The sequence below is a fragment of the Nocardioides sp. genome, assembly GCF_030149505.1.
Taxonomy (GTDB): Bacteria; Actinomycetota; Actinomycetes; order Propionibacteriales; family Nocardioidaceae; genus Nocardioides.
In genome coordinates, this window is the sequence record NZ_JASBRN010000067.1 from 1 (window position 1) to 22,593 (window position 22,593).

General features: G+C 67.7%; 19 protein-coding genes and 2 pseudogenes. 16 read left to right on the top strand and 5 right to left on the bottom strand.

Features of this window, described 5'->3' with window-relative positions:
* The 8 genes and pseudogenes from Q1V71_RS14525 to Q1V71_RS14560 form a co-directional block, all read left to right on the top strand.
* Positions 1 to 135, top strand: a pseudogene (locus tag Q1V71_RS14525) (ISL3 family transposase); the annotation flags it as partial.
* Positions 136 to 601: 466 nt separating this feature from the next.
* On the top strand, positions 602 to 1,231 hold the full coding sequence (locus Q1V71_RS14530) for a nitroreductase family protein (RefSeq protein ID WP_300644670.1): 630 nt from the start codon (positions 602 to 604) through the stop codon (positions 1,229 to 1,231).
* A gap of 221 nt (positions 1,232 to 1,452) precedes the next feature.
* Positions 1,453 to 2,247, top strand: coding sequence for a glycosyltransferase (locus Q1V71_RS14535; protein WP_300644671.1), 795 nt, complete (start codon positions 1,453 to 1,455; stop codon positions 2,245 to 2,247).
* Positions 2,237 to 3,694: a lipopolysaccharide biosynthesis protein gene (locus tag Q1V71_RS14540; RefSeq protein WP_300644672.1), complete on the top strand. Its 1,458-nt coding sequence runs from the start codon at positions 2,237 to 2,239 to the stop codon at positions 3,692 to 3,694. Before Q1V71_RS14535 ends, Q1V71_RS14540 begins: the two co-directional genes overlap by 11 nt.
* A gap of 3 nt (positions 3,695 to 3,697) precedes the next feature.
* Positions 3,698 to 4,774, top strand: a complete 1,077-nt coding sequence (locus tag Q1V71_RS14545; RefSeq protein ID WP_300644673.1) for a hypothetical protein — start codon at positions 3,698 to 3,700, stop codon at positions 4,772 to 4,774.
* The gene (locus Q1V71_RS14550) at positions 4,767 to 5,507 is read left to right on the top strand and encodes a WecB/TagA/CpsF family glycosyltransferase (protein WP_300644674.1); all 741 of its coding nucleotides are present in this window, start codon (positions 4,767 to 4,769) and stop codon (positions 5,505 to 5,507) included. Before Q1V71_RS14545 ends, Q1V71_RS14550 begins: the two co-directional genes overlap by 8 nt.
* Positions 5,504 to 6,385 carry a glycosyltransferase family 2 protein gene (locus Q1V71_RS14555; protein WP_300644675.1) on the top strand — a complete coding sequence of 294 codons (882 nt, stop codon included), beginning with the start codon at positions 5,504 to 5,506 and terminating at the stop codon, positions 6,383 to 6,385. Before Q1V71_RS14550 ends, Q1V71_RS14555 begins: the two co-directional genes overlap by 4 nt.
* The gene (locus Q1V71_RS14560; RefSeq protein ID WP_300644676.1) at positions 6,355 to 7,578 is read left to right on the top strand and encodes a polysaccharide pyruvyl transferase family protein; all 1,224 of its coding nucleotides are present in this window, start codon (positions 6,355 to 6,357) and stop codon (positions 7,576 to 7,578) included. Before Q1V71_RS14555 ends, Q1V71_RS14560 begins: the two co-directional genes overlap by 31 nt.
* Positions 7,579 to 7,806: 228 nt before the next feature.
* On the opposite strand, the pseudogene Q1V71_RS14565 reads toward Q1V71_RS14560, so the two are convergent.
* Positions 7,807 to 8,000, bottom strand: a pseudogene (locus Q1V71_RS14565) (ISL3 family transposase); the annotation flags it as partial.
* Positions 8,001 to 8,122: 122 nt separating this feature from the next.
* Positions 8,123 to 9,709, bottom strand: coding sequence for a sugar transferase (locus tag Q1V71_RS14570; RefSeq protein WP_300644677.1), 1,587 nt, complete (start codon positions 9,707 to 9,709; stop codon positions 8,123 to 8,125).
* 168 nt (positions 9,710 to 9,877) lie between these two features.
* Here Q1V71_RS14570 and Q1V71_RS14575 point away from each other — a divergent pair, with 168 nt between their 5' ends.
* The 4 genes from Q1V71_RS14575 (at position 9,878) to Q1V71_RS14590 (ending at position 14,774) form a co-directional block, all read left to right on the top strand.
* Positions 9,878 to 10,564: a dihydrofolate reductase family protein gene (locus Q1V71_RS14575; RefSeq protein WP_300644678.1), complete on the top strand. Its 687-nt coding sequence runs from the start codon at positions 9,878 to 9,880 to the stop codon at positions 10,562 to 10,564.
* A 575-nt stretch (positions 10,565 to 11,139) separates the two neighbouring features.
* Positions 11,140 to 13,077, top strand: a complete 1,938-nt coding sequence (locus Q1V71_RS14580; RefSeq protein ID WP_300644680.1) for a reprolysin-like metallopeptidase — start codon at positions 11,140 to 11,142, stop codon at positions 13,075 to 13,077.
* 24 nt (positions 13,078 to 13,101) lie between these two features.
* Positions 13,102 to 14,250 carry a hypothetical protein gene (locus tag Q1V71_RS14585; RefSeq protein ID WP_300644681.1) on the top strand — a complete coding sequence of 383 codons (1,149 nt, stop codon included), beginning with the start codon at positions 13,102 to 13,104 and terminating at the stop codon, positions 14,248 to 14,250.
* Complete coding sequence (locus Q1V71_RS14590; RefSeq protein WP_300644683.1) at positions 14,247 to 14,774, top strand: NUDIX hydrolase; 528 nt, start codon at positions 14,247 to 14,249, stop codon at positions 14,772 to 14,774. Before Q1V71_RS14585 ends, Q1V71_RS14590 begins: the two co-directional genes overlap by 4 nt.
* Positions 14,775 to 15,093: 319 nt before the next feature.
* Here Q1V71_RS14590 and Q1V71_RS14595 read toward each other — a convergent pair whose 3' ends face one another.
* On the bottom strand, positions 15,094 to 15,924 hold the full coding sequence (locus tag Q1V71_RS14595) for an SGNH/GDSL hydrolase family protein (protein WP_300644684.1): 831 nt from the start codon (positions 15,922 to 15,924) through the stop codon (positions 15,094 to 15,096).
* Between the two features lie 235 nt (positions 15,925 to 16,159).
* On the opposite strand from Q1V71_RS14595, the gene Q1V71_RS14600 reads away from it, so the two are divergent.
* Positions 16,160 to 16,756 (top strand): hypothetical protein, encoded by a 597-nt coding sequence (locus Q1V71_RS14600; RefSeq protein WP_300644686.1) that lies wholly within the window; start codon positions 16,160 to 16,162, stop codon positions 16,754 to 16,756.
* 12 nt (positions 16,757 to 16,768) lie between these two features.
* Here the strand turns inward: Q1V71_RS14600 and Q1V71_RS14605 are convergent, their stop codons facing one another.
* Positions 16,769 to 18,133, bottom strand: a complete 1,365-nt coding sequence (locus tag Q1V71_RS14605; protein ID WP_300644687.1) for a metallophosphoesterase — start codon at positions 18,131 to 18,133, stop codon at positions 16,769 to 16,771.
* A gap of 102 nt (positions 18,134 to 18,235) precedes the next feature.
* Here Q1V71_RS14605 and Q1V71_RS14610 point away from each other — a divergent pair, with 102 nt between their 5' ends.
* Together Q1V71_RS14610 and Q1V71_RS14615 are read left to right on the top strand one after the other, a co-directional pair.
* Positions 18,236 to 18,445 carry a hypothetical protein gene (locus Q1V71_RS14610; RefSeq protein WP_300644688.1) on the top strand — a complete coding sequence of 70 codons (210 nt, stop codon included), beginning with the start codon at positions 18,236 to 18,238 and terminating at the stop codon, positions 18,443 to 18,445.
* A 56-nt stretch (positions 18,446 to 18,501) separates the two neighbouring features.
* Complete coding sequence (locus tag Q1V71_RS14615; protein WP_300644690.1) at positions 18,502 to 18,642, top strand: hypothetical protein; 141 nt, start codon at positions 18,502 to 18,504, stop codon at positions 18,640 to 18,642.
* Positions 18,643 to 19,769: 1,127 nt separating this feature from the next.
* Here the strand turns inward: Q1V71_RS14615 and Q1V71_RS14620 are convergent.
* Positions 19,770 to 21,305 (bottom strand): glycosyl hydrolase family 28-related protein, encoded by a 1,536-nt coding sequence (locus Q1V71_RS14620; RefSeq protein WP_300644692.1) that lies wholly within the window; start codon positions 21,303 to 21,305, stop codon positions 19,770 to 19,772.
* Positions 21,306 to 21,389: 84 nt separating this feature from the next.
* Between Q1V71_RS14620 and Q1V71_RS14625 the strand changes: the two genes are divergently transcribed.
* Positions 21,390 to 22,460: a DUF222 domain-containing protein gene (locus Q1V71_RS14625; protein WP_300644693.1), complete on the top strand. Its 1,071-nt coding sequence runs from the start codon at positions 21,390 to 21,392 to the stop codon at positions 22,458 to 22,460.
* The last annotated feature ends 133 nt before the right edge of the window (positions 22,461 to 22,593 follow it).

The window sequence follows — 22,593 nt, forward strand, 5'->3', positions numbered from 1 at the left end:
CCTACCGAGGCCATCAACGGCCGCCTCGAACACCTACGCGGATCAGCCCTCGGCTTCCGCAACCTGACCAACTACATCGCCAGGAGCCTGCTCGAGACCGGCGGCTTCAGACCCCAACTACACCCCGGTCTGTGAAGAGCCCATAAAGGTCTCAGCGTGCGTGTCATGTCACTCGACAATCTCACGGAACGGGCGGCGGGTGGCGCGCGCTGCCCTACCATGGGCGAGGACCTTGCCAGGAGTCTTGTATCGAGGGAGTGAAATGAAGATGCCTAGGCGACTGCGTCTATTCTTCCAACTTGTTTTCTCGTATTGGGCGGACGGCGTGCGTTTCGGTGCAAACTCTGGCGTTTTTAGATCCATGCAGCCTCAGGTTCTTGAAGCTCGCCTCATTAAAGATTACCACCGAGTCGAGAAGGGTCTCGCGCTGCCAGAACCTCGTCCCTGGTTCGGACAGGCTGTGCTGCAGCGGATCGCTGCGGACGTGGAGCGGTACGTGATGAGCGCGGAAGCGGACGACCAAGTTCTGCGGTCATTGCGTGCTGCCACGAATGTTTACGCGTCGAGTTGGTCCGAACCGCCCCCGTGGGTCAAGGATCTGGTGATCCGCATCAACTCTGCGACCGGCGCAGCAGTGCTCCACGAGGGAGACGGTGTCGCCGGAATCGAGGACTACGAGCCGTTGGTGGACCCCAACGCCAGCGACGTCGTCCGTCGGGCGCTACGGTCGAGGAGTAGTCTACGGAACTTCTCGGAGTGTCCCGTGCCGCGAGAATTGCTGGCGAGTGCGGTCAGCGATGCTCTGTTCTCGCCAAGTGTCTGCAATCGACAAGCGACCCGAACGCGGTGGTTTCACCGTGACGACCCGCAGTTCCTCGTATGCCTCAAGCACCAGAACGGAAACCGCGGTTTCGGTGATACGGCTCAATGGGTCGGACTTATCACCTACGACAACCGCTGCTTCCTGACGCCCGGCGAGAGGAATCAGGGCTATATCGATGCTGGTCTCTTCACGATGACGCTGCAGTACTCCCTTCATGCCCAGGGTGTGGGAGCCTGCTGCCTGAACTGGAGCATGAACGCCCGCCAGGACCGGCGACTCCGAGCGGACGTGACAATCCCGGATCACGAGACCGTCGTGATGATGCTCGCGGTCGGCTACCCCGCTCCAATGGCAAGGGCGACCGTGTCTCCTCGTCGGAGCTCCGCGACCGTTTTTCTGAACCAGTGACCGCTGCCACTCCGGCTAGAGATGTGCCGCGAATCACCGTTCTCGTGTCGATGCCCGGTCCGGACGGGACCACTCGCTTTGTCGACCAACTTGCGGACAGAGCGGACCCTTCAGTTCGTTACCTCTACTTTTCGTGGTTGAACGCCCTATTCCGCAGATATGACATCTTTCACGCACACTGGCCCGAGTTCCTTCTGCGAGCGAGCAGTCGTCGGGCCCGCATGGTTAAGCGCGCGCTTTTTGCTGCGCTTTTACTTAAACTCCGCTTCGGCCGGGTCTCGGTGGTGCGAACGCTTCACAACGAGACTCCTCACGAGTCCGGCGGTGCCCTCGAGGTAAGGCTCTTGCAGTGGCTGGACGGTCGAGTTGCTCATTACATCGCCCTTAATCCGTTCACGCGAGCTCCAAGATCGGCGGTGCCGACCACGGTTATCGCTCACGGCCACTATCGCGGCAGGTACCCCGCCGTAAGCCGGGACTCGATCAAGCCGGGGCGCATCCTGTATGCGGGGATGATCCGTGACTACAAGGGACTCGACATCCTGCTGCATGAGTTTGTTGCCTTGGCCCATGACGACCTAAGCCTTCGCATCGTCGGCAACCCGACGACGTCAGGGTGGCGCCGCACGATCGAGGATGCCTGTCGAGATGACGACCGGATTTCCGCCCATCTGGGATTTGTTCCTGACGCGGACTTGGCGAAAGAGATCGGCGAAGCCGAGGTTCTCGTGTTGCCCTACCGTACTATGCACAACTCCGGGATCCTTATGCTTGCCCTGTCGCTGGACCGATGCGTCGTGGTCCCGCGCACCCCCGTCAACGAGTGGCTCGCGGCAGAGGCCGGGCCGCAATGGGTCAGGTGTTTCGACCCCCCGTTCAAGATGTCAGTCGTCCTTGACGTGATGCGGGACCGCGGTCGCTACGAGGGCTCCTCGCCACGGCTGACCGGACGCGATTGGGACACTGTGGCGATGAGGCACGCGACTGTCTATCGGGAGGCACTCAGTGGCCACTAGCCTGGGTAGCGCTGCGCGTTCCGGTCTCATCTCCACGGCTCTTACCCAGGCGCTCCGGGTCGCCGTGCAGTTGGTTTCGCTTGTCGCCTTATCGCGTATGGTCGCACCCTCCGCGTTCGGCGTGTTCGCCATCTGCCTAGTCGTCGTTGGTCTGGCGGAAGCGATGCGCGAGCTCGGGCTGTCTTCGGCCGCGATTCAGGCGGGCAGAATTACCGAAGACCAGCAATCATTTCTTTTTTGGCTCAATGTCGCGGCAGCCACCGTGCTTTCGGCCGTCACCTGCCTGCTGGCCGCACCCATCTCGTGGCTCTACGGCATGCCTGAACTCAAATGGCTGCTAGTTGCTTCGACGGTCATTTTCATCGCGAACGGCGCGGCAGCTCAATTCCGGGCCCGGCTGACCCGCGAGCTCCGCTTCCGGGCGATAGGCCTCGTTGACGTAACTAGCGTTCTACTCGGGAGCCTGGCTGGGATTGTGGCCGCCAGCATGGGCGCTGGCGTGTGGGCGCTCTGGCTGCAACAGGCGGTCACCTTTGTGTGTTCCATGCTCGGACTGGTATGTGCCAGCCGATGGCTACCCGCGTGGAGGTGGCGCGTCGAGGGTCGTCGCGACCTCCTAGGCGTGGGCGCGAACTTCGCCGGCATCCAGGTCGTCAACTACGTCGCGCGTAACGCGGACACGGCGGCGCTCGGACTCTTCGCAAGTTCTGGGACCGTTGGCCAGTACTCCCGAGCGTTCCAAATCATCTCCCTACCCATTAGCCAGTTGAACGGGCCCGCTACGAAGGTCGCGTTCCCGGTGCTCTCCCGGCTTCGCGACGATCCCGCCCGCTTTCAAAGATTCCACATTGTGGGATCGATGGCGCTGGTGAACACAGTCGGTTCGCTCCTAGTATTCATCGCTTGCTTCTCGACAACGCTCGTCCCTTTCGTGCTGGGCCCAGGATGGGACCGCGCAGCGAGCTTGGCCGGTATTCTGGCTATTGCTGGCTTCAGCCAAACAGTCGGCTACGGGCTGTACTGGGTCTTTTTGGGGCAAGCGTGGAGTGGTGCGAACCTGCGGTACACCTTATGGAGCCGTGGTCTGCTGCTTGTAGCCGTCGTGGCTGCGGCTCCCAGCGGTGCCACCGGCGTCGCGATAGCCTTCTCGACGGTCTCCGTGTTGTCCGTCCCGTTCGCCATGTGGTGGCTGTCGACCCGGTGCGGCTATTCGATTCGGTACTTCGCGACGGCTGTCCTCCGATCGTTGTCGGTCTGCGTCGCAGCCGGTCTCGCGGCAGTGGGGGTGAGCTCGGTTTCGGTAGACGGAGCCGCCGCGACCCTCGCTGTGGGCGCGGCCGTCTATCTGGCGTGCATAAGTTTGGCTATAGCTGCCATCGGCCCCTACAGAGAAGACTTCATCCAGCTGTGGAAGATCGCACGCCCCACGACTACCGCAAAGGTTTGACATATGTCAGAGATTTACTATCTGTGTCGCGGGCAGGATGACAACATCGGAGACGTCGTCCTGCGAAGGGTGCTGGCGCGCTGGTCGGCCGAATGCGGGCGTATACACGTCTTTATGGGAGCCGCATCGGAGACTTTCGTCGCCTCAACCCTCGCGAGCGTGGGCGGTGACGTGAAGGTCTACACCTCAAAGCGGAAGTGGATGATCGGACTCTTCCGCGACACGCTGCGAGGGAGAGGAGTACTGGTCTTCAATCCCGGTGAGCAGCGGCTAGAGATGAGGACGGCCTTTTCCCTCGTGCCCCTCCTGACCATCCAGGCCCTAGCTCGACTGAAGGGGGGCCGTCCGGCTCTGCGGGTCGGGGTCTGTCTGAAGCGGACCGTCGGTCTCGGCAGCCGCCTGAGTGAGACCTTGGTGCGGCAAAGCGTTCGGATGTCCGCGGTTAACGCATGGCGCGACACCGAGACCACCGTTCGGTTCCCGGGTCGGCCGTCCTGCGACCTAGCCTTTGCCGAGGGTTTGCAAGAGCGCGAGGTGTCGATCGCGCGCAAGCGCCAGATCCTTGCCGTGTCCTTGAGGCCTGACAGGCCCTTGGATCTGGCGTTTGCTGCTGACGTGATCTCCAGCTTCGCGCACGCTCACCAGTTAGTCGTCGTCTTCGTGGTTCAGGTAAGGCGAGACGCCGACCTAGCGCGTCGTATGTCGAAGCTCGTGCCTGAATCACGCGTTCTCGATTGGCCACGCCAGGTCGGTCACGGAGAACAGGAAGCGGCAGTGCGCGCCCTCTACCGCGAATCCCGGTACGTGGTGAGTGACCGGATCCATGCTCTCATCGTCGCCGTGACCGAGGGCTCGATCCCGATCGGTTTCGCGAGCGCCAGCGACAGCAAGACTCGCACGCACCTATCTGCGGCCGGAATGCTGCATCCGGAGTGGTCGCGCGAGGAGGCGAACGCAGAGGATCTCACAGAATTCGCCGCGTTTGCATCCGAGACTCCAGCCTGGGGGGACCCGCTGCGGGCCGCCCGCGCCGAGTTGGCCGTTGTGCACGAGAAGTTCGTGGAGGCTGCACGTGGTTGAACGCAGGTTCCTCGGTCCCTGGCGCCTTCCTGTCGACCCGTACTCGGCCGAGGAGATTGTTGCCTGGGTGAACGATCCGACAAAGACTGGCACCATCACCGGGTGCAACCTGCACAGCCTCTACCTGTACTGCGTCGACCCGGTTTTCCGGCGGGTCTACGACAAGTCCGCGGTGAGTCTGGCTGATGGTTCTCCGATCGCGTGGTTGGCGTCGCTGGCGTTCAGGAAACGGGTGCAGAAGGTGGGTTCGACGGACTGGTTGAGGATTCTTCCCCCGTCTCGCGCCCCGATCGTTGTGATCGGGGGATCGCCATCAGTGAACGCGGAGTTCTGTCGCCAGCTCCACGACCGCGAGGTCGGGACGTCGGGGATCGAGGGGATCGACGGGTACGATGGGCTCGCCGAGCTGCTCGCCGGCCGCCACCCGATAGGGGGGCCTTCGGCGGAGGCCAACCTTGTGATCGTGGGTCTCGGTATGCCCCTTCAGGAACACTTGGAGGCCAAGTTTCGCGCCTTCTTCCCCCGGTCGAAGATCGCGCTGGTCGGCGGTGCCCTGGATCAGTTGGTCGGTTACCAGCAACTCGCTCCCGCGTGGATGCGGTCTTCAGGGCTGGAGTGGATGTGGCGGCTCGTGCGTGACCCCAAGCGCCTGGCCTATCGGTATTTGATCGAACCCTTGAAACTGCCTGTCGCGACTTGGCGTTTGCTGCGCGAGAGGAGAGCAAGCTCATGACTGCCTCTTTGACCGTCATCATTCCGTCAGTGGGGCGGCCCGAGCTGTCGCGGGCGATCTCGTCGGTCCGCGACCAGACGGTTCGCGTAGAGGTCATCGTCGTTCTCGACGACCCCAGCGCACAGAATGCCGTGAGGTCGATGCTGCGCGAGGACGAGCGCCTGGTGATCACACCTGGCCGGCGCGGCGGAGGCTTCGCCAGAGCCGCCGGCACTGAGTTGGTTGAGACCATCTACGTGGCCTATCTGGACGACGACGATTGGTGGGAGCCGGACAAGGCTGCCGAGATGGTCCAAGCGATGGAGGACGCTCACGCCGAAATTGGCTGGAGCTCCGTGCGGTTCCGTGCCAACGGTAAGGCCGACCGCATCCTCCCTGAACAACCGTTCGAGCCGGGGCAGCGGATGCTGGACTATTTGGTTCTCCGACCCGGCCTCCGACACGGCTACGGCTACGTCCAATCCTCAGCGTTGGTCTGCAGGACGGACCTAGCGGCTTCGGTGGGCTGGGATCCAGGTCTGCGGAAACACCAAGACTGGGACTTCGTCTCTCGGGTCTTCGATGAGGCCCACGGCCACGTCTTCGTGGATCGGCCACTTGTGAACGTCGCGCAGGACAGCGCAGGATCCATTTCCCGGCGACGCGACTGGCGCGACAGTCTGCCATTCTACAAGCGTCACGCGGCGGGAATGGGGCGCCGCGCCCGGGGTGACTTCGTGATGGTGCACCTAGCGCGCTCAGCGTTCGCCTCAGGCGAATTCGCGCGAGGAGTGAGCTTCGCACTGCGCGGGGTGGGGTCCGTGCCGCACGTTGCGGCGGTGATTAGTGCCATGTTCGGCGTTGTTGAGTGGTCTCGAAGAAGGAGGATCGGTCGGTGAGTCCAAAGGCGATGGTGTTGCGGGTACTGAGCGTGCCGGCCGCAATCGCGCTACTTGTCGCCCGGCTCCTCCCGTCCCGCTCGGCCAGTCCCGGGGCTGCGAACACCGCGAGCGCGCCGGCAGTCCTCCTTGCCCCGCCAGGCGGCGGGAACATTGGCGACGAGGCCATGGTGGCGTCGTTCATCAAAAACACGCCTGGCGAGGTTCTTGTCGTCGTGCGAAGGCGAGCCGATATCCGAATCCTGAGTACGGTCGAAAACAGGGTATCGGTGGTCGAGATGCCCCACCTGTTCTACCGCCGCTCCCTCAGGGCACTCGTCGACCTGGGGCGTTATTGGAGGCTGTTAGGGCACGCTCGCAGCGTTGCGCTCGTCGGTGCCGACATCATGGACGGGGCGTACAACGAGGACGCGTCCGTCGCTCGCGCTCAGGCCCTTGAACTCGCTCGGCGCCGAGGATTGGACGTCCGAGTCCTCGGCTTCAGCTGGAATGGAACCGCGAGTGCCCGTGCAACGCACCATCTTCGGCGCGCTTCCGAAAGCGGCGTAATCATGTGCGTCCGAGACGAGTTCTCGCTCGCGCGTATCGTGCGTGACGGAATCTCATCTACAAGGCAGGTTTCCGATGTCGTGTTCGCCCTCTTTGGGGATCCAAGTGAGCAGGATCTTCCTCAGCGGGATCGGGTCATCGTGAACGCCAGCGGGCTCGTCGCCAGAGATGGGAACATGACATCGACGTACGCCAATGTGTGCTCGGATTTGGTGTCTCGCGGCTACTCAGTCACACTCCTCCCCCACGTGATTCGTGGCGGCGGTGACGACCTCGCGGCCTGCCGTGCTGTCGCGGGTCGGCTACCGGCCGGAACCGTGGAGGTGGTCGAGGGGCTGCTGTCGCCCTTCGAGGTCTACGACCTGTGTCGAAGAGCCGCACTCGTCGTCTCAGGACGGATGCATCTTGGGGTCATTGGGCTGTGTGCCGGAGCGGTGCCAGTCCTCATCTCGACGCAGGGGAAGGTAGAGGGGCTGATGAAGTTCTTCGGTCTGGAGGTTAACGCTGTTCCGATCGTGAGCGGCCAGGTGGCCACTCTTCCGGCGGTCGTGGAGGCCGCGCTTGATTCCCTAGACGAGATGTCGGCCCGCGTGGACAGAGAGTTGGCGCGCGTACGTCACCTCGCGAGCGGCAACTTCGAATGAGAATGCCCGGTACGAGCGACCTTCCAGTCATGGATTTGATCGACAGTATCGGGTCAAGGCGACGAGCGCGTCCTGAGGCTCGATCCGGGTCGCGGGCATCCAACGGCTGAATACCGGCAGCGCCTTGGCCTACCGCCAGGGCACTGTCGTCCGCGACCTCTGTGCTGCCCACGGCACCAAGCAGAAGTTCATCGAGTCCCACGGCCCTTAGCAGTGAATCGCCCCGGGTCTGATGGCGCCTTCGCGGGCGCAGCGGCGACACCACCGCTCGAGCGAACCTTCAGAGTCGACGACCTTAAAAGCCAGGACCGCTCGGTCGGGGTCGAGGCGTTGAGCGGTCACCACCAGCCCTAGTTCGTTGAGGCGGCAGAAGGTGTCAGATCAGCGCAGGCGAAGGCCGCCACGCGGGTAGCGTCAGGCACGTCGAGGTCTTTCGAGATGAGCGTGTAAGAGCCTCCATGTTCGAAAGACCTCGATCCTTCTCACCACACCTAGGCCGTCCGACCAGCGACCCCCAGCTACACCCTCATCTGCGAAAGCCTGACTAGTACGCGCCACGACTCCCTAAGACGGCGCCTAAGGTGCGTCCCAGGATCGAAAGGTCTTGAAGCATCGACCAGTTGTCTACGTAGTAGAGGTCCAAGCGGATCGCTTCGTCCCAGGGCAAATCCGAGCGCCCCGACACCTGCCACAGGCCAGTCATTCCGGGACGTACATGCAGTCGACGGCTTGCGCTGTCGTCGTACTTCTCCACTTCGATAGGGAGCGGCGGTCGCGGTCCTACAAGGCTCATCTCGCCGGTAAGGACGTTGAACAGCTGCGGGAGCTCGTCGATCGAGTAGCGGCGGAGCCAGCGGCCGGGGCGCGTGACGCGGGGATCGCACTCCATCTTGAAGAGCCCCTGCGTGTACCCGACTTGGGCGTGGAGTTCAGTCAGGCGAGCTTCGGCGTCAACGACCATGGTGCGGAACTTGCGGCAGGCGAACTCCTCTCCGTTGCGCCCGATGCGGGTCTGATGGAAGAAGACGGGCCCCCGGTCATGGAGCCACACGCCCAGGGCTGCGAAGACCAGGAGAGGTGTAAACGCCAGGATGAGGGCGCTCGAGCCCACCACGTCGAAGGTGCGCTTGCCCCATCGGGAGGCGTCAGTCCACGTCGGGGGATCAATGTGGATGAGCGGCAGACCGCCCACGGGACGGATCTTGATCCGCTCGCCGGAGATGTCGCTCACGGAGGGAGCGACCACGACCTGGATGTTGTGCCGCTCCAGGTCCCATAGCGCCTTGCGGAGCTGACTGGAGGCGCCGATTGATCCGCCGGCGAAGAAGATGACGTCGGCGTCCATGACTACGGCTAGTGCCGTCACCTCGTTGGCGTTGCCGACGACGGGGACTCCGGTCGCCGTCTCCTCGCTGAGGTCGTACTCTGGGGTGAGCGCTCCCACCACTTGGTAGCCGAGCCAGGATTCGCGTCTCAGGACCACAGCGATCTCGTCGACATGGGAGCGGGACCCGGCGATAAGGACGCGCTGCCGCAGCACTCCACGGGTGCGAGCCGTCTGGATGGCGCGCCGGAGCACCAGCCGTCCTGTCAACAGGGCGGGGACCCCGAGGAAGAACGCCATGAGGAAGAAGCCTCGGGAGAGCGAGAAGTTCGCGAGGTAGCACCCGACCCCAGCGAGGCCTGCCGCGAGGAGGCTGGCGTTGAAGACCCGCTTGTACTCATCGAGGCCGGCGCCGAAGACATCGGTGCGGTAGCCGCCAGCGACTGCAATAGTGGCCACCCAGCCGAGGATCATCAGCGGGCCGGCGAAGGTCAGCGTGCTCTCGACGTCTGCCGAGGCGGTGAAGATGGCCAACTCGCGACGCCCGACGATGGCCACCAGGCCCACGACGAGCATGATGGTGAGGTCGATGACCAGGGCGGTGAGCGGCAGTGCCCGGAGGTAGCGGCTGCGGGCGCCCGCAGCCCAGCGAGTCGTGGTGTCCGACAACAGCGTCATTTCAGCTGATCCCATGTCTCCGCCCAGGGGCGGGTTTCGCCGTTGCCCCTCCGCACTGAGTGGCTTATCCCGTCCGCGCCGCATCTGAAGCGCGAAGCGCACTTTACGTTTCGCCGTGCTGATCTGCATCTCCTCGGCGTTACACCTTGATGAACACCCTGAGGGGTGAGAGGCCTTCATTGCACCACGGCAGGCGCCCCTTGCGGTCTGGTCCAGACACATCATCCGGGGGTCGCAGGCGAGCGCGTTCGCGCGCCTGAGACGCTGGTGTCCACGACTTCCGGTGATGAGGTGGAGATGCGAGTCCTGACCGGCGCCGAGCCGACCGAGAACATCAGCGACGAGGACCTGGCCGCGCTCTATGCGCCGCCTGCCGGGGAGGCGTTCCTCCGGGTCAACATGGTGAGCACCGTCGACGGGTCGTCGACCGGCGAGGACGCACTCACCGGTTCCATCAACAACGCCGCCGACCAGAGGGTCTTCGCCATGCTGCGGACGCTCGCCGACGTCGTCATCGTCGGCGCCGGCACCGCCAAGGCGGAGCGCTACTCGCCGATCAAGGGAACCCCGATCGTCCTGGTGTCCCGCAAGGCGCAGATACCCCAGTCCCTCCAGGGCGCGCCCGAGGGCTCGGTCTACCTGGCCACCTGCTCCCGGTCGGACGGCCTGGAGTCGGCCAAGGAGATCCTCGGCGCCGACCACGTGCTCGAGCTCGGGTCGCACCGGGTGGACCTGCCGCTGCTGAAGCAGACGCTTGCTGAGCGGGGCTGGACCTCGCAGCTGTGCGAGGGCGGGCCGCATCTCCTGCGTGACCTGGTCTTCCAGGGCTGCGTCGACGAGCTGACCGAGACCACCGTGCCGCGCCTCGTGGCCGGTGCTTACCCCCGGATCACCGAAGGCGCGCCGATCGACGTGCCGCTGCGGCTCACCATGCTGCTGGAGGACGAGGGGACGCTGTTCGGGCGCTGGGCGCTGGGGCAGTGAACATCCTGCGGGCGGGCCTCGCGGCGGCGTGTGCTGTTGCGGTGGTGGCGCCTGCGGTGGTGCAGGCCGCTTCTCCCTCACTCGGTCTCGACGACGCCCTCGCTGGCGCTCGGGCTGCTCGACCATCAGTGACGGGGCAGGGCGACGAGGTCGTCCGGTTGTCGCTGCGGGAGATCAGGCGGGACCTGCGGGCAGATGTGCTGGAACTGCCGGACCTTGATGGTGGGATCACCGAGTTCACGGTCGAGCCGATCCCGGTCATGGAGGCGGTGCTCGCGGCTGAGCACCCGGAGCTGAGGTCCTACGTCGGGCGAGCCGTCGAGGACCCCAGTTCGACCGTTGCGGTCTCGGTCACGCCGCTCGGGGTCTCGGCTTCGGTGCGCGGGAGTAGGTCATGGGTCGTCGAACCCGCCGGTCGTGCTGGGGGTGCTCGGCACGTCGTGTCGGCTTCTGGCGACGACGCTCCGGCGACGCCTGGGGCGGTCGGCCTGCAGGAGCCGCTGGTCTCCGATGGTTTCGACGGACGTTCGGCGCTGGCGCGCCTCTCTGCTCAACCATCTTCAGCTTCCGGAGAGGTGGTGCGGCGGACGTACCGGCTGGCGCTGCTGAACGACACGACTTACGCGGCGTACTTCGGGAGCGAGAACGTGCTGGCGGCCAAGGTGGCGCTGGTGACGCGGCTCAACCAGATCTACAACGACGACCTCGGGGTCCGGTTCCTGCTCGTCGACGACACCGAGAAGCTGAACCTCGACACCGACGCGGAGGCGACCGGCGCGGACGGGCCGTGCGGTGCCAGCCCGTGCTTCGAGCCCGGCGTCGGGAACCAGCCGGGGATGCTCGACCGCTGCGACATCGACACCCTCGGACGTGCGCGGCTGGTGCTGGGCAACCTGATCGGCGCCTCGGCGTACGACGTCGGCCACGTCATGCTGGGCGTCAACGGTGGGGGTGTCGCCTGGCTCGGTGTCGCCGGGCGCGACTACGCCGCCGGCGGGTGCACCGGGCTGGCCGAGCCGCAGGGGGACTTCTACTACGTCGACTACGTGGCGCACGAGCTGGGGCACCAGTTCGCCGCGCAGCACACCTTCAACGGTGCAGGCGACTTCTGCGGCGCGAACGGCTCCAATGCCTCGGTCGAGCCGGGCTCGGGGTCCTCGATCATGGCCTACGCCGGCATCTGCGGCGCCGACGACCTGCAGCCGCACACGGATCCCTACTTCTCCCAGCACACGATCGGCGAGATCGGTGGGTTTGTCAGCGGCGACGTCGGCGACCTGCCGGACGTGACCGAGGTGCAGCAGGTCTCCTTGAGCGGGTTCGACACCGACGGCGACACCGTGACGCTCACGCTCGACGGCCGCTCGATCACGCTCACTCGCGGCCCGGCGTACGACCGGGACGACGTGCAGGACGCGATCTCGGCGCTCGTCGGCAGCCGGGTGCCGATCGCGCGCTGGGACTACGACCCCTACCTCGGACAGCAGTCGCCGCGGGCGGCAGGGATCGGACGGCCGTCGGATGCTGGCTTCCAGATCGTCTACAGCGGCTCGCTGAACCCCGACCAGGGCGGTGACCGGTCCGATCGGCCCGAGCTCACCGCGGTGGGTGGCCCGGGCGTCGAGGCCAGCGTGGTCGAGATCGCCCGTGGTGGTGAGCCGCGGTCCGGGGGTACCGAGGCGGCGTCGGGCAACCAGCCGCCGACCGCGACCGCACCGAAGCGCAAGACCATCCCCATCCGGACGCCCTTCCGGTTGACGGGCTCCGCGACCGACCCCGACGGCGACGCCCTGACCTACTCCTGGGAGCAGGACGACCCGGGGGTGGGGACGGCGCTCTTCGACAACCGCAAGGTCCTCGGGCCACTCTTCCGCCAGTTCGGCGACAACGCCCGGGTGACGCGTGCTGGAGCGCTCCAGAGCCCGTCGCCGGGGCAGAACAGCGCTTCCTCGGAGCCGACGCGGTGGTTCCCCGACCTCGAGCAGGTGCTGCGCGGACGCACGAACGCCGCGACCGGCCGCTGCCCGGCGGTCCGTGGGTCGCGGGTGCGGGACCGGGTGCTGGACTGCTACTCGGAGTTCCTGCCGACCGAGGTCTACCGCGGAGGTGCCGGCGTCGGTCGGCGGACCATGCACTTCCGCCTGACGGCACGGGACGCGTCTGCCGGCGGTGGCGGCACCGGGCACGCCGACGTGGCGCTGCGAGTCCGGCGCTCGGCCGGGCCGTTCCTGGTGCGGTCGCAGCGGACCGGTCGTGACGTCGCGGCCGGCTCCACGGTCGGGGTGCGCTGGGCGGTCAACGGCACGCGTGACCTGGCGAAGAAGGTCCGGATCCTGCTGTCGACCGATGACGGAGCGACCTGGTCGACGGTGCTGGCCAACAACACCCGCAACAAGGGCAAGAAGAAGGTGCTGATCCCTGAGGGGATCACTGCCGACTCGGCGTGGATGATGGTCGAGGCGCGTGGGAACTACTTCTACGACGTGAGCGACAAGCCGTTCCAGATCCGCTGATCAGAGGCTGAGGCTCGCGGTGGCATGGGAATCTTGGCCATGACCAGCACGCGGCCAAGGATCTTCGTCGCGGAGCTGGACTCGGTGGCGACCCGTCGGCTCTACAGCGACCACCAGCTGGCCGACGTCGAGGTGGAGGCGCGGCTGGTGGGCGCGCTGCGGCTGGCGCACCTGGTCGGCGGCGAGATCCTGGTGACCGACGCGATGCTCCTCGACAGCCGCTTCTTCACCGAGCTGGAGCCGGGCGAGCTGGCGACGCTGCTCGGGGCCTCGCCGCAGCGGCTGCCGCTGACGGTGCTGCACCGCGAGCCGACCCTCGCCGAGGCGCTCGAGGCGAAGGTCGCCCGCGGTCCGGGCTTCCGCTGGCAGCTGGCTGGGCCCACTCCGGCTGAGGACTGGATCGGCCCGGACCTGCGGGCCGCGTGGGCGCGGTGGGTCCGTGCCTCCGAGCGCGGGCAGATCGGCAGCGAGCCGCTGCTGACCTGGCCGGACGGCACCGCCAAGCCGGCGTTCCGGGTCGACCTGGACCTCTCGTCGACCTCGGAGGCGGCCGAGGTCGACGAGCTGATCGCGTCGACGTCGCGGGGCGACCGGTCGGCGGTCTTCGACGCCTACGATCGCGGTCTCGCGAGCGCGACCGACCCGGCGGTCCGCGAGGAGCTCCGGCGGCTGCGGAGCGCGTACAACACGGCGTACTTCGATGCGATGGCGCGCCAGCACCGGGCGGAGTGGGTGACCTTCACCGACACCGGCCAAGCGGGCGCGCAGGCGCCGGGCCGGGAGATGATGCGGGTCTCCGGGCACCTGCTCGAGACGGCCACCACCGCGCCGCCTCCGGTCTTCGCGCAGATCGTGCACGCCACCACGGCGGAGCGTGAGGCGTTCTTCGACGGCCGGCGACGGCGTCACCTGCTCGCCCTCGCCTTCCGGGCCGACGCCGCCACCAGCGTCGCCAGCCTGTGGCAGGAGGTGCGAGGGGTGGCGCGCTCGATCGTCTTCGCCCTCCTGGCCGTGCTCATCGCCGTGCCTGGTCTCGGTGACCAGGCGGGGTGGCTCGCGTGGTCGGTCTTCGCCGTCAGCGTGCTGCTCGCGGTGCCGTGGGACGCGCCCGCCGTCATCAGGAACGTGCTGCCTAGCCGGCTCGACGCGATGTTGTCGGTGAGCAGGTCGTGAGCGACTTCGTAGAGGTGTGGCGGTCCTCGCCGCCGTTCCTCGCCGTCGAGAGCGCCGAGGTCGAGCACCACGGCCGCGCCTGGACCCAGCACCGCGTGGTCGTCGGGGACGATGCCGGCGGCGTGGTGATGGTCGCGTTGCGCGGTGGCACCGTCGGGTTGGTCAGGGTCTGGCGCCCTGCCGTGGGGGAGTCGCGACTCGAGCTCCCGCGCGGCATGCGGGAGGGGGCGGATCCCGAGGACGACGCGCGCCGCGAGCTGCTGGAGGAGACCGGGCACGCTGCGGTGTCCGCGCGGAAGCTGGGTGAGCTCGACCTCGACACCTCCCTGGTCCCCACGAGGATCCACGTCTTCAAGGTCGTCATCGGCGAGGGCAGCCCCGGGCCGAGCGACGGAGAAGTCGACGAGGTCGTCTGGGTGGAGGCGTCCGAGCTGCCGCGGCTGGTCGCCGAAGGGGTCGTGCGGGACGGCATCAGCCTCGCGGCACTGGCGATGTGGGCTGCCTCAGGTGGGTCCTCGGGCTGAGCCGGTGCTGCGGTGATGTTCCCGGACGTTCACACCGGGGCGTCATCGCTCTTTACCTACAGGCTCGATGCTGGCGGGGTGACGACCTCCGAGCGGTGCCCGCGGTGCGGCCACGACGTGCGGCATCCCGTGCCCGTCGCGGACCGGGTCAAGAAGGCGGTGCCGGGGATGAAGCCGGCGCGGCAGCAGTGCGCCGCTCCTGGGGTCGAGGGGTGGCCGTGCCACTGCTGGTCGCGGTGGCACGTGCGGTAGGTGGCCGGGGTCTCGACGACGGCTTGCTGGCGCTCGCCTGCTCGACCGCCGGCGAGGCCGCAGATCGTCAGGGGGCGAGGCCGGCGGTGCGGAGGGCGGTGACCAGCTCGGTGGCGATGAGCTCGTGGCCGGCGTCGTCCGGGCTGGGGTCGGACCAGCCGTCGAGCTGGGGGCGCAGCACCAGGACGTCGGGGTCCTCGCGCCAGGCGCGGGCGATGGTGCGCTCGCGGGTCTCGAGCTGCTCGGTGATGCCGTCGGGGGCGAAGGCGGTGACGGCGACGACCGGCACGTCGCCGTACCGCCTCTCCAACGTCGTCCGGAGCTCCTCGACCGCGGCCTTGGCGCCGTCGTTGGGGGCGTCGGCGCCGTAGCCGCCCTGGACGATGACCAGGTCGGGGGCGAGGTCCGGTGGGGACTGGACGAGCAGGTCGAGCAGGGTCGGGGGTGCGGAGACGTAGCCGGCGCCGGTCGCGGTGGCCAGCCGTACGTCCCAGCCGAGGTCGCGCGCCAGGAGACTGGAGTAGGCGGTGCCGGCGTTCGAGGCGCCGCGGCCGTCGGCGTACCCGTCGCCCACGAGCAGGACGACCGGCTGCGGGCGGTTCTCGGTGGGCTCGAGGACCTCGAAGGTCGGGTCCTCGTAGGCGGGCTCCTCAGGCTCCTCGACCAGCTCGTCGGGGGAGTCCGGGGCGGCGGGGAGGTCGTCGTCCCTCTCGTCTGCCGCGTCGGCGGTGTCCGAGCCCGCGGGATCGATGGCCGTGTCGGTGGCGGCGGCGATGTCGGACTGCCACCGCGCGTACCCGACGGCGGTGCCGCCGATCACGACGATGGCCAGCAGGACGACGAGGAAGCCGGCGAGGGAGAAGCCGGCCGAGGCTGAGGTACCGGGAGCACGGCGCACGGGCGCGAGTGTAGGGGTGCGGGGCTCTCCGGGCTTGGGGAACGGTGAGTGGTCGGGTCACGCGGTTTCGACGACGGCTCGCTGGCGCTCGCCTGCTCAACCAGCGGTGGTGGGCGCGCACCCGGCGCTCGCCTGCTCGACCAGCGACCGGGGGGGGCCATCCGGGGGGATGAGTGGACAGGTGCAGCCTGACTGGAAGAGTGTGCGGCTTGTGAGGGTCCACGACTGGTTGCCCGTGAGTGCCGCTGCCCTGGTGACCGGGGCGATGGCGTTGCTGCTCGCGAGCGTGCTGACCCAGGGCGGTGACACCGCGGCCGACACGTTGATGACGGTCCAGGAGGAGAGCGGGCGTTGGCTGGGCGGCTCGCTGATGTACCTCCTGGCCTCCGTCGGCCTGATCCTCGGACTGCCCTCGATCATCGTGCTGGTGCGTGGACCGGGGCGCCGCACGACGATGGCGGCCTGCTCGGTGCTGGCGGTCGGGTACGTCGGGACGGCCGGGTTCGCGGCGCTGCTGGTGTTCCTGCGGGCACTCGTGCTCACCGACGGGGTCGACGCCGCGGCGATCCAGGACGTCTCGGGCGAGGCCGGCCTGGTCACGTTCCTGGCGATCTGGATCTCGGCGTTCTACGTGGGCGAGCTGCTGCTGGCGCTCGCGCTCTTCCGTGCCGGGCCCGAGGTGATCGGGCGGTGGGTGCCGGCGATGCTCCTCGCCCACGTCGCCGTCTCGGCCGGCTCCTCGCTCGCGCCCGACTGGGTAGGGCAGGTGTCGGTGGTGCTCGCGGCGCTGCCACTGTGCGCGATCGGGATCCGGGTCACGCAGCCGACGTAGGCGTGCGCCCGTTCAGCCGCGGAACGGGATGCCGGAGATCCCGCGCTTCGCGGCGACCCGGTTGCCGTCGGCGGGCCTGCCGCGGCGCTCGAGGACGTAGGCGCCGACCACCCGCGAGGGCCGGTCGTAGGTGACCCGCATCGGCCCGTTGCCGCCCTCGGTCGACCACAGCTTGCCGCCGCCGAAGCGGGGACGGCCGTCGAGGTAGCGGGTCTCCAGGAGCAGCCGGTCGCGGGTCGCCTGCCCGACGACGTACGACGACTCCCCGCGGTAGAACAGCCCGCCGTGCGCGACCTGCACCAGCCCGCGGCGGCGGGTGACGGTGTGGTCGTGCACCTCGCCAGTGAGGTAGACGTCGACGTCGTGGCGGCGCATGAGGCCGAGCAGGTCGCTGCCGCCGTACGTCAGCGCCGAGGAGAACCGCGTGCGCACCGGACCCATCACCGGGGTGTGGCCCTGCACGACCACCCACGGGACGCGCTGCTTCTTCGCACGGCGCAGGGTCGTGGACAGCCAGCGGCGCTGGTCCTCGTCGAGGAGCACGGTGACCCCGCCGCCGGGGCGCGGGCGGAAGACGTCGACGGAGACGAGCAGCAGGTCCGGGCTGAGCCGGGTCGCGTACGCCGTGTGCCGCGCCTGCCCGCGCGGCGGATGCGAGACCGCGCCGACCCGGCGCAGGTCGCTGCCCGCTCGGGCGGCGGCGGCGCGGACGTCGGGGTAGAGCCAACGGGCCGCGACGCCCTTCCAGAGCCACAGGTGCTTGCTTTTGAACCGCAGCCAGGCGTCCTGGTCGGGGTTGCCGGTCGGGCGCCACGGGTCGTCGCCGATCTCGTGGTCGCCGATCGCGGGGTAGACGGGGAGCCCTCGCTCTGCGAACCGTGCGTGCCACTGCTTGAGGTAGACCTTCGCGGCCTCGCGGACGGCTCGGCGTCGCTGGTCGACCGTGCGGGTGGGGCCGAAGACGCCCGCCCCGGTCACGTCCTGACCCCAGGCGCCCTCGACCATGTCGCCGGCCACCAGCAGCGACTGCGGGTCGTGGCGGAGCATCTGGCCGATGACGTGGTCGAGGGAGGCCTCGTAGCTGTCGTTGGTGCTGGTGGGCATGCCCCGGCGCCAGAACGAGCTGGTCCGCACGTCGCCGACGTCCTGGTTGAGGAAGTCGGGGTGGGAGACGAAGCGGTAGGCGCCGTCGATCCTGGGCAGGCCCCTCACCGTCGGCCGGTCACCGGGGTTGGCCGCGGCGCGTGCGCTGGTCTCGGCGGCGAGGGCGACCTGGGCCGTCGTGCTCTGGTCGCCGGGAGCCAGGGTCAGCAGCAGGGCGGCCGCCGCGCCCGTCGCGGTGGTCCGGACGGCAGCGCGCAGCCGCCGTGTCCCCATGACCCGAGCGTGCACGGGGTCGAGTGAAGCACGGAGGGTTTGCCTGGGCCGAAGTGACGGCTGCCCGGTCCGGGGCTCGTGGGGGCTCCCTAGGGTGTTCGCGTGACCGCCCACCGCCTCGTGCTGCTCGTCGCCGGGGCGTGCCTCACCGTGCTGACCCTGATGTTGCTCGTCATGCCGTCCGCGGCGATGGGGCGGGTGCTCGTTGACTTCCGGGGGCACGGGTTGCACCAGGGCGACGTCCCGGTGCTCGGGGTGTGGGCGATCGGGGTCGGGGCGCTGGCGTGGGGGTGGCGGCGGGGGTGGGGGTAAGTCTCTCCCGCCCGAGTGAGCGGCAGGCTCGGCTCGGCGCCGCTACCCTTGGCCGGGTGTTGGACGCCGTGTTGATCTTGCTAGCGGTCGTGGCGCTGTGGGCGGCCTTCGAGTTCGGTCCAGAGCCGTGGCCCAAGGTGGTGCTGGGCCTCGCGTGCGCCCTTCTCGTCATCGGCTTGTTCCGAGTGGCGTTCTGAGCCGCCCCGCAGTGTCCGAGCGCGAGGTGCCGAACCTGCTGAGTCGCGGGCTCTACGCCTTCCTGCTGGTCGCGGGCGCTCTCGGCGTCGTGACCATCGGCGGGTTCAGCCCGCTTCCGGTGACGACCCTTCTCGACGGCTGGATCATCTTGCTCATCCTTGCCGCGATCGTGAGAAGTCGCATTAGCCACCTCCGAGCCCTGATGCTGCTCGGCGGGTACGCGCTGACGCGAGCCGTGCCTATCTACTTCAATGGCGCGCCAATGGAGGACTTCCTCCAGGCGTACCGATGGCTGCTGTACCTCGTGGCGTTCGTGCTGGCCACCGGAATGCGATGGGGGCAAGATCGGATGCTGCGACGCGTGATTCTCGCCCTGATCGGCATGGCGCTGGCGAAGGCATCGCTGTCCTTCGTGATCCTGGGGGCCCGGGAGCGCCCCGGCTTGCTGATCGAGAACAACTTCGAGATCGCCATGTTCTGCGGGCTCACCCTGGTGATCTACCGCAGCTTGACGCAGACGCAGCGATTCCTGGCGCTCGCCATGCTGGCCGCGCTGATGGTCCTCTCGGGCTCTCGGAGCGGCGCGGTGGCCTTCGCGGTGCTGGTGATCTACGCCCTGTCTCAGACCAAGGCAACGACTGCCACCAAGTCTGTCGCCGGGCTGTATGCCCTGCCGGTGATCGCCGCCGTCCCGATCCTCGTCTTCGTCGAGCGGTCCCGGGGAGCAACCCAGATCGACCGCCTGAACTTCCTCGACGTGTTCCGGTTCGAGACCCGCAACTGGGACGCGGTGTCGTGGCTCATCGGCACCGAGCCGATCACACCGCTGTCTCAGGCATCGTGCATCCGACTGTCCTACTACGAGCTACTGTTCTCCTCGACTGGGGACGGGAACTGCTACTCGGTGATCATGCACGCCTTCGTGCTACGAGTCCTGTTCGACGCCGGGCTGATCGGACTGGTCGTCGCGTTCGCGGTTCCGTGGATCGCCATGCACTGGGCCAAGGTGCCCACGGCAACGGCGCTGGGGCTGCTCGGGATCGCCGCCAGCAACAGTCTGTCGGTCAGCGGCCTGAACAACCCCTACGTCGCGCTGCCGATCCTCCTTGCCATCACGCTCGGGCCGTCAGTTCGCCGAGCGACTCAGTTCATACCAGTTGATGCCGTCGCTTACGAGCGTCAGCGTGTCGTTGGTCGTGGGCGTGAAGTCGCCGTTGAGGTTCAAGGTTGTGCCGTTGTCTCGGATCGGCTGAGGGGATGCGTTCGTCCAGATGATGCGAACGACGCGCCCGGGGCGGTGGCCCAGCACGGAGGTGATCTCCTGCGAGGCCGAGACGATGATCGTGTCCGAGTTCGAGGGCGCTCGCACGGCGCCCGTGACGACCGAGCGCGTAGGTAGAGACTCGCTGCCGAGGTCGTTGCCACTGACGACGTTGCTGTTCCCGACGAGTCCGGTTGATGGCCCAAGCGCCCCGCTAAGTACCCGTTGTCGACGGAAGTTGTTTCCCGAGATGGTGTTGTTGTCGGCAGACCCTGCTTCGGAGTAGGCGTAGGAAGTGGTTAGGGCACCGCCCGCCCTGCCTGGGTAGGGGATGGCCGGAGCGGTAACGTAGGAGCCAGCAGAGACGGCGGTGGTGTCGTCCCACACGATGTTCCCGGTGATGGTCCACTCGGTGCCGCCATCGTTTCGGATCCCGGAGAAGGACAGGCTGTTGGTGCCGGTGTTGGTGACGCCGTTGCGGAAGAACTGGTTGCCGACCAGCGCGCCCTGGGGGGCGTTCAAGATGCTGAGTCCGCAGGCGGCGTTGCCCCAGGACTTGCCGCCCGTGAGCACGTTGCCCCGGCTGCCGGAACCATTCACGTAGACGCCGTGGACGTTGTTGGTCTCGGCCTGCCAGTTAGCGAGTTGGTTGCTGCCAGAGTTGAGGTAGAAGCCGTGGCCGTCGGTGGCGTCCTCTATGCCGTTGCCCCACGAGTGGACGTTGGTGAGGTTCTGAGAGCCCTCATCAAGGCGGATGCCGGACTTGCCGCACTGTCCAACGTCGATGTTGGACCACATGCCGTCGGTGGAAGACGAGGAGGCGGTGGTCTGGATGCCGTAGTTCTTGCAGAGTCGGATGATCAGGTCAGAGAGGTGAGTGGCGAGCGCCCCGGCTGCCTTACCGATGGTGACGCCGTTCGCTGCCGACTTAGTGAGGAAGCAGTCCACGACCGTGGTGTAGCCCGCGTTGAGGACGATGAGGTCTCCACCGGACGGGGCGTTGGTGACGTTCCCGTCGATACCCAGGTGCGCCACCCCGGACTTTGCGGCGGCCAGGGTCAGAAGGTCGGCGGTCGCGCCTGCCTTGCGGAAGAGGATCGCCTGGTCCTTGCCCGTGCCCTGAACCGTGCAGCGACTGTTGATGGTATGTCCACCACTGGTGACGTACCGCCCTGGCGGGAAGAACAGGATGCCGGTGGTGTCACCGAATACGTTGACGACGGCCATAGCGGCAATGGCTGCGTTGATGGCTGCGGTGTCGTCAGTGCTGCCGTCGCCGAGAGCGCCGTAGTCCTTGACGTTGTAGAGCAGTGACCCCTTCCCGACGAAAGAGGCCGACTGACGAGATTTCTGCGTGAGTTCCCGAGAGCCGACCTGTGGATGACGGGGGCCGCAGATCACGGTCGGGTAACGGTGTCCCGGTGGCCTGTGGAGCACCCTCTATCCGGCCCAGAACTGTCGGTGCTCGCTGGTTGTCTGGACCACATGGAAGTTCTCGGGCAGCACGTCGTGGACCGCGGTGTCGCGGTCGCGGGTGCTGCCCTGGCCGAGCTCGGTGAGGCCTCCCTGCTGGGGCTGGACCAGGCGGCGGTGGCCGGATCGCTCGTGGCGCTGTCGGCGCTCGAGGCACAGGTAGCCGAGCTCAAGCACCGGGTGGTCGCACACGCGGTGGACGTGCGGGTCGAGGAGCCGACGGGTGCGACCACGACCGCTACCTGGCTGGCGCGCGCGACGCGGACCACGCGACGGTCCGCGCGTCGTGCGGTGCACCTGGCCGAGGCGCTGGAGCGGTTCGCGCTGGTGCGCAGGGCGATGGCCGCGGGCGGGGTCAACCTCGAGCAGGCCACGGTGGTCGTGCGGGCACTAGAGGAACTGCCCTCGGACCTGCCGACCTGGGTGATCGCCGAGGCGGAGCGGGCGCTGGTCGAGCTCGCCGCGTCCCACGACGCCGACGACCTCCGGGTGCTGGGCGACCGGGTGCTCGCCCTCGTCGCCCCCGAGGTCGGGGAGGCCCACGAAGCCGCGCAGCTGGCTGCGGCCGAGAAGGACGCGGAGCGAGCCACGAAGCTGACGCTGACACCGGACGGGTCGGGGCGGGTGCACGGCCGGTTCGTCGTCCCCGAGCTGCACGCCGCGATGCTGCGCAAGATGCTGATGGCGCTGGTCGTGCATGACCGGCCGGCGGCCGACGCGGCCGCCGAGGCGCAGGGGGCCGACTGTGCCGATGGGGCTGTGCCGGGCGGCGGCCCGGTCCGGCGTGCGTCGGCGGACGAGCTCGGCCGGGCAGTCTGCGAGCTGCTGGAGCGGCTCGACGGGCGCGAGGCGCCGAAGGTCGGCGGCACCGGCGCGACGGTCGTGGTGACGATGACGCTGGAGACGTTGCAGGGCGGGCTGGCCTCGGCGGTGCTCGATACCGGCGACCGGGTCGCCGCCAGACGGCCCGCCGGCTCGCCTGCGAGGCCGGGATCGTTCCCGTCGTGCTCGGTGGGAAGGGCCAGGTGCTCGACCAAGGGCGGAAGCAGCGCTTCTTCACCACAGCGCAGGTCATCGCGTTAGGAGCGCGGGACGGCGGGTGCACCGCGGAGGGCTGCCGTACGGCGGCGTGGTTCTGCCACGCCCACCACGACGATCCCTGGTCGACCGGCGGGCGGACCGACCTGGCGCGCGGCCGGTTGCTGTGTCCCAGTCA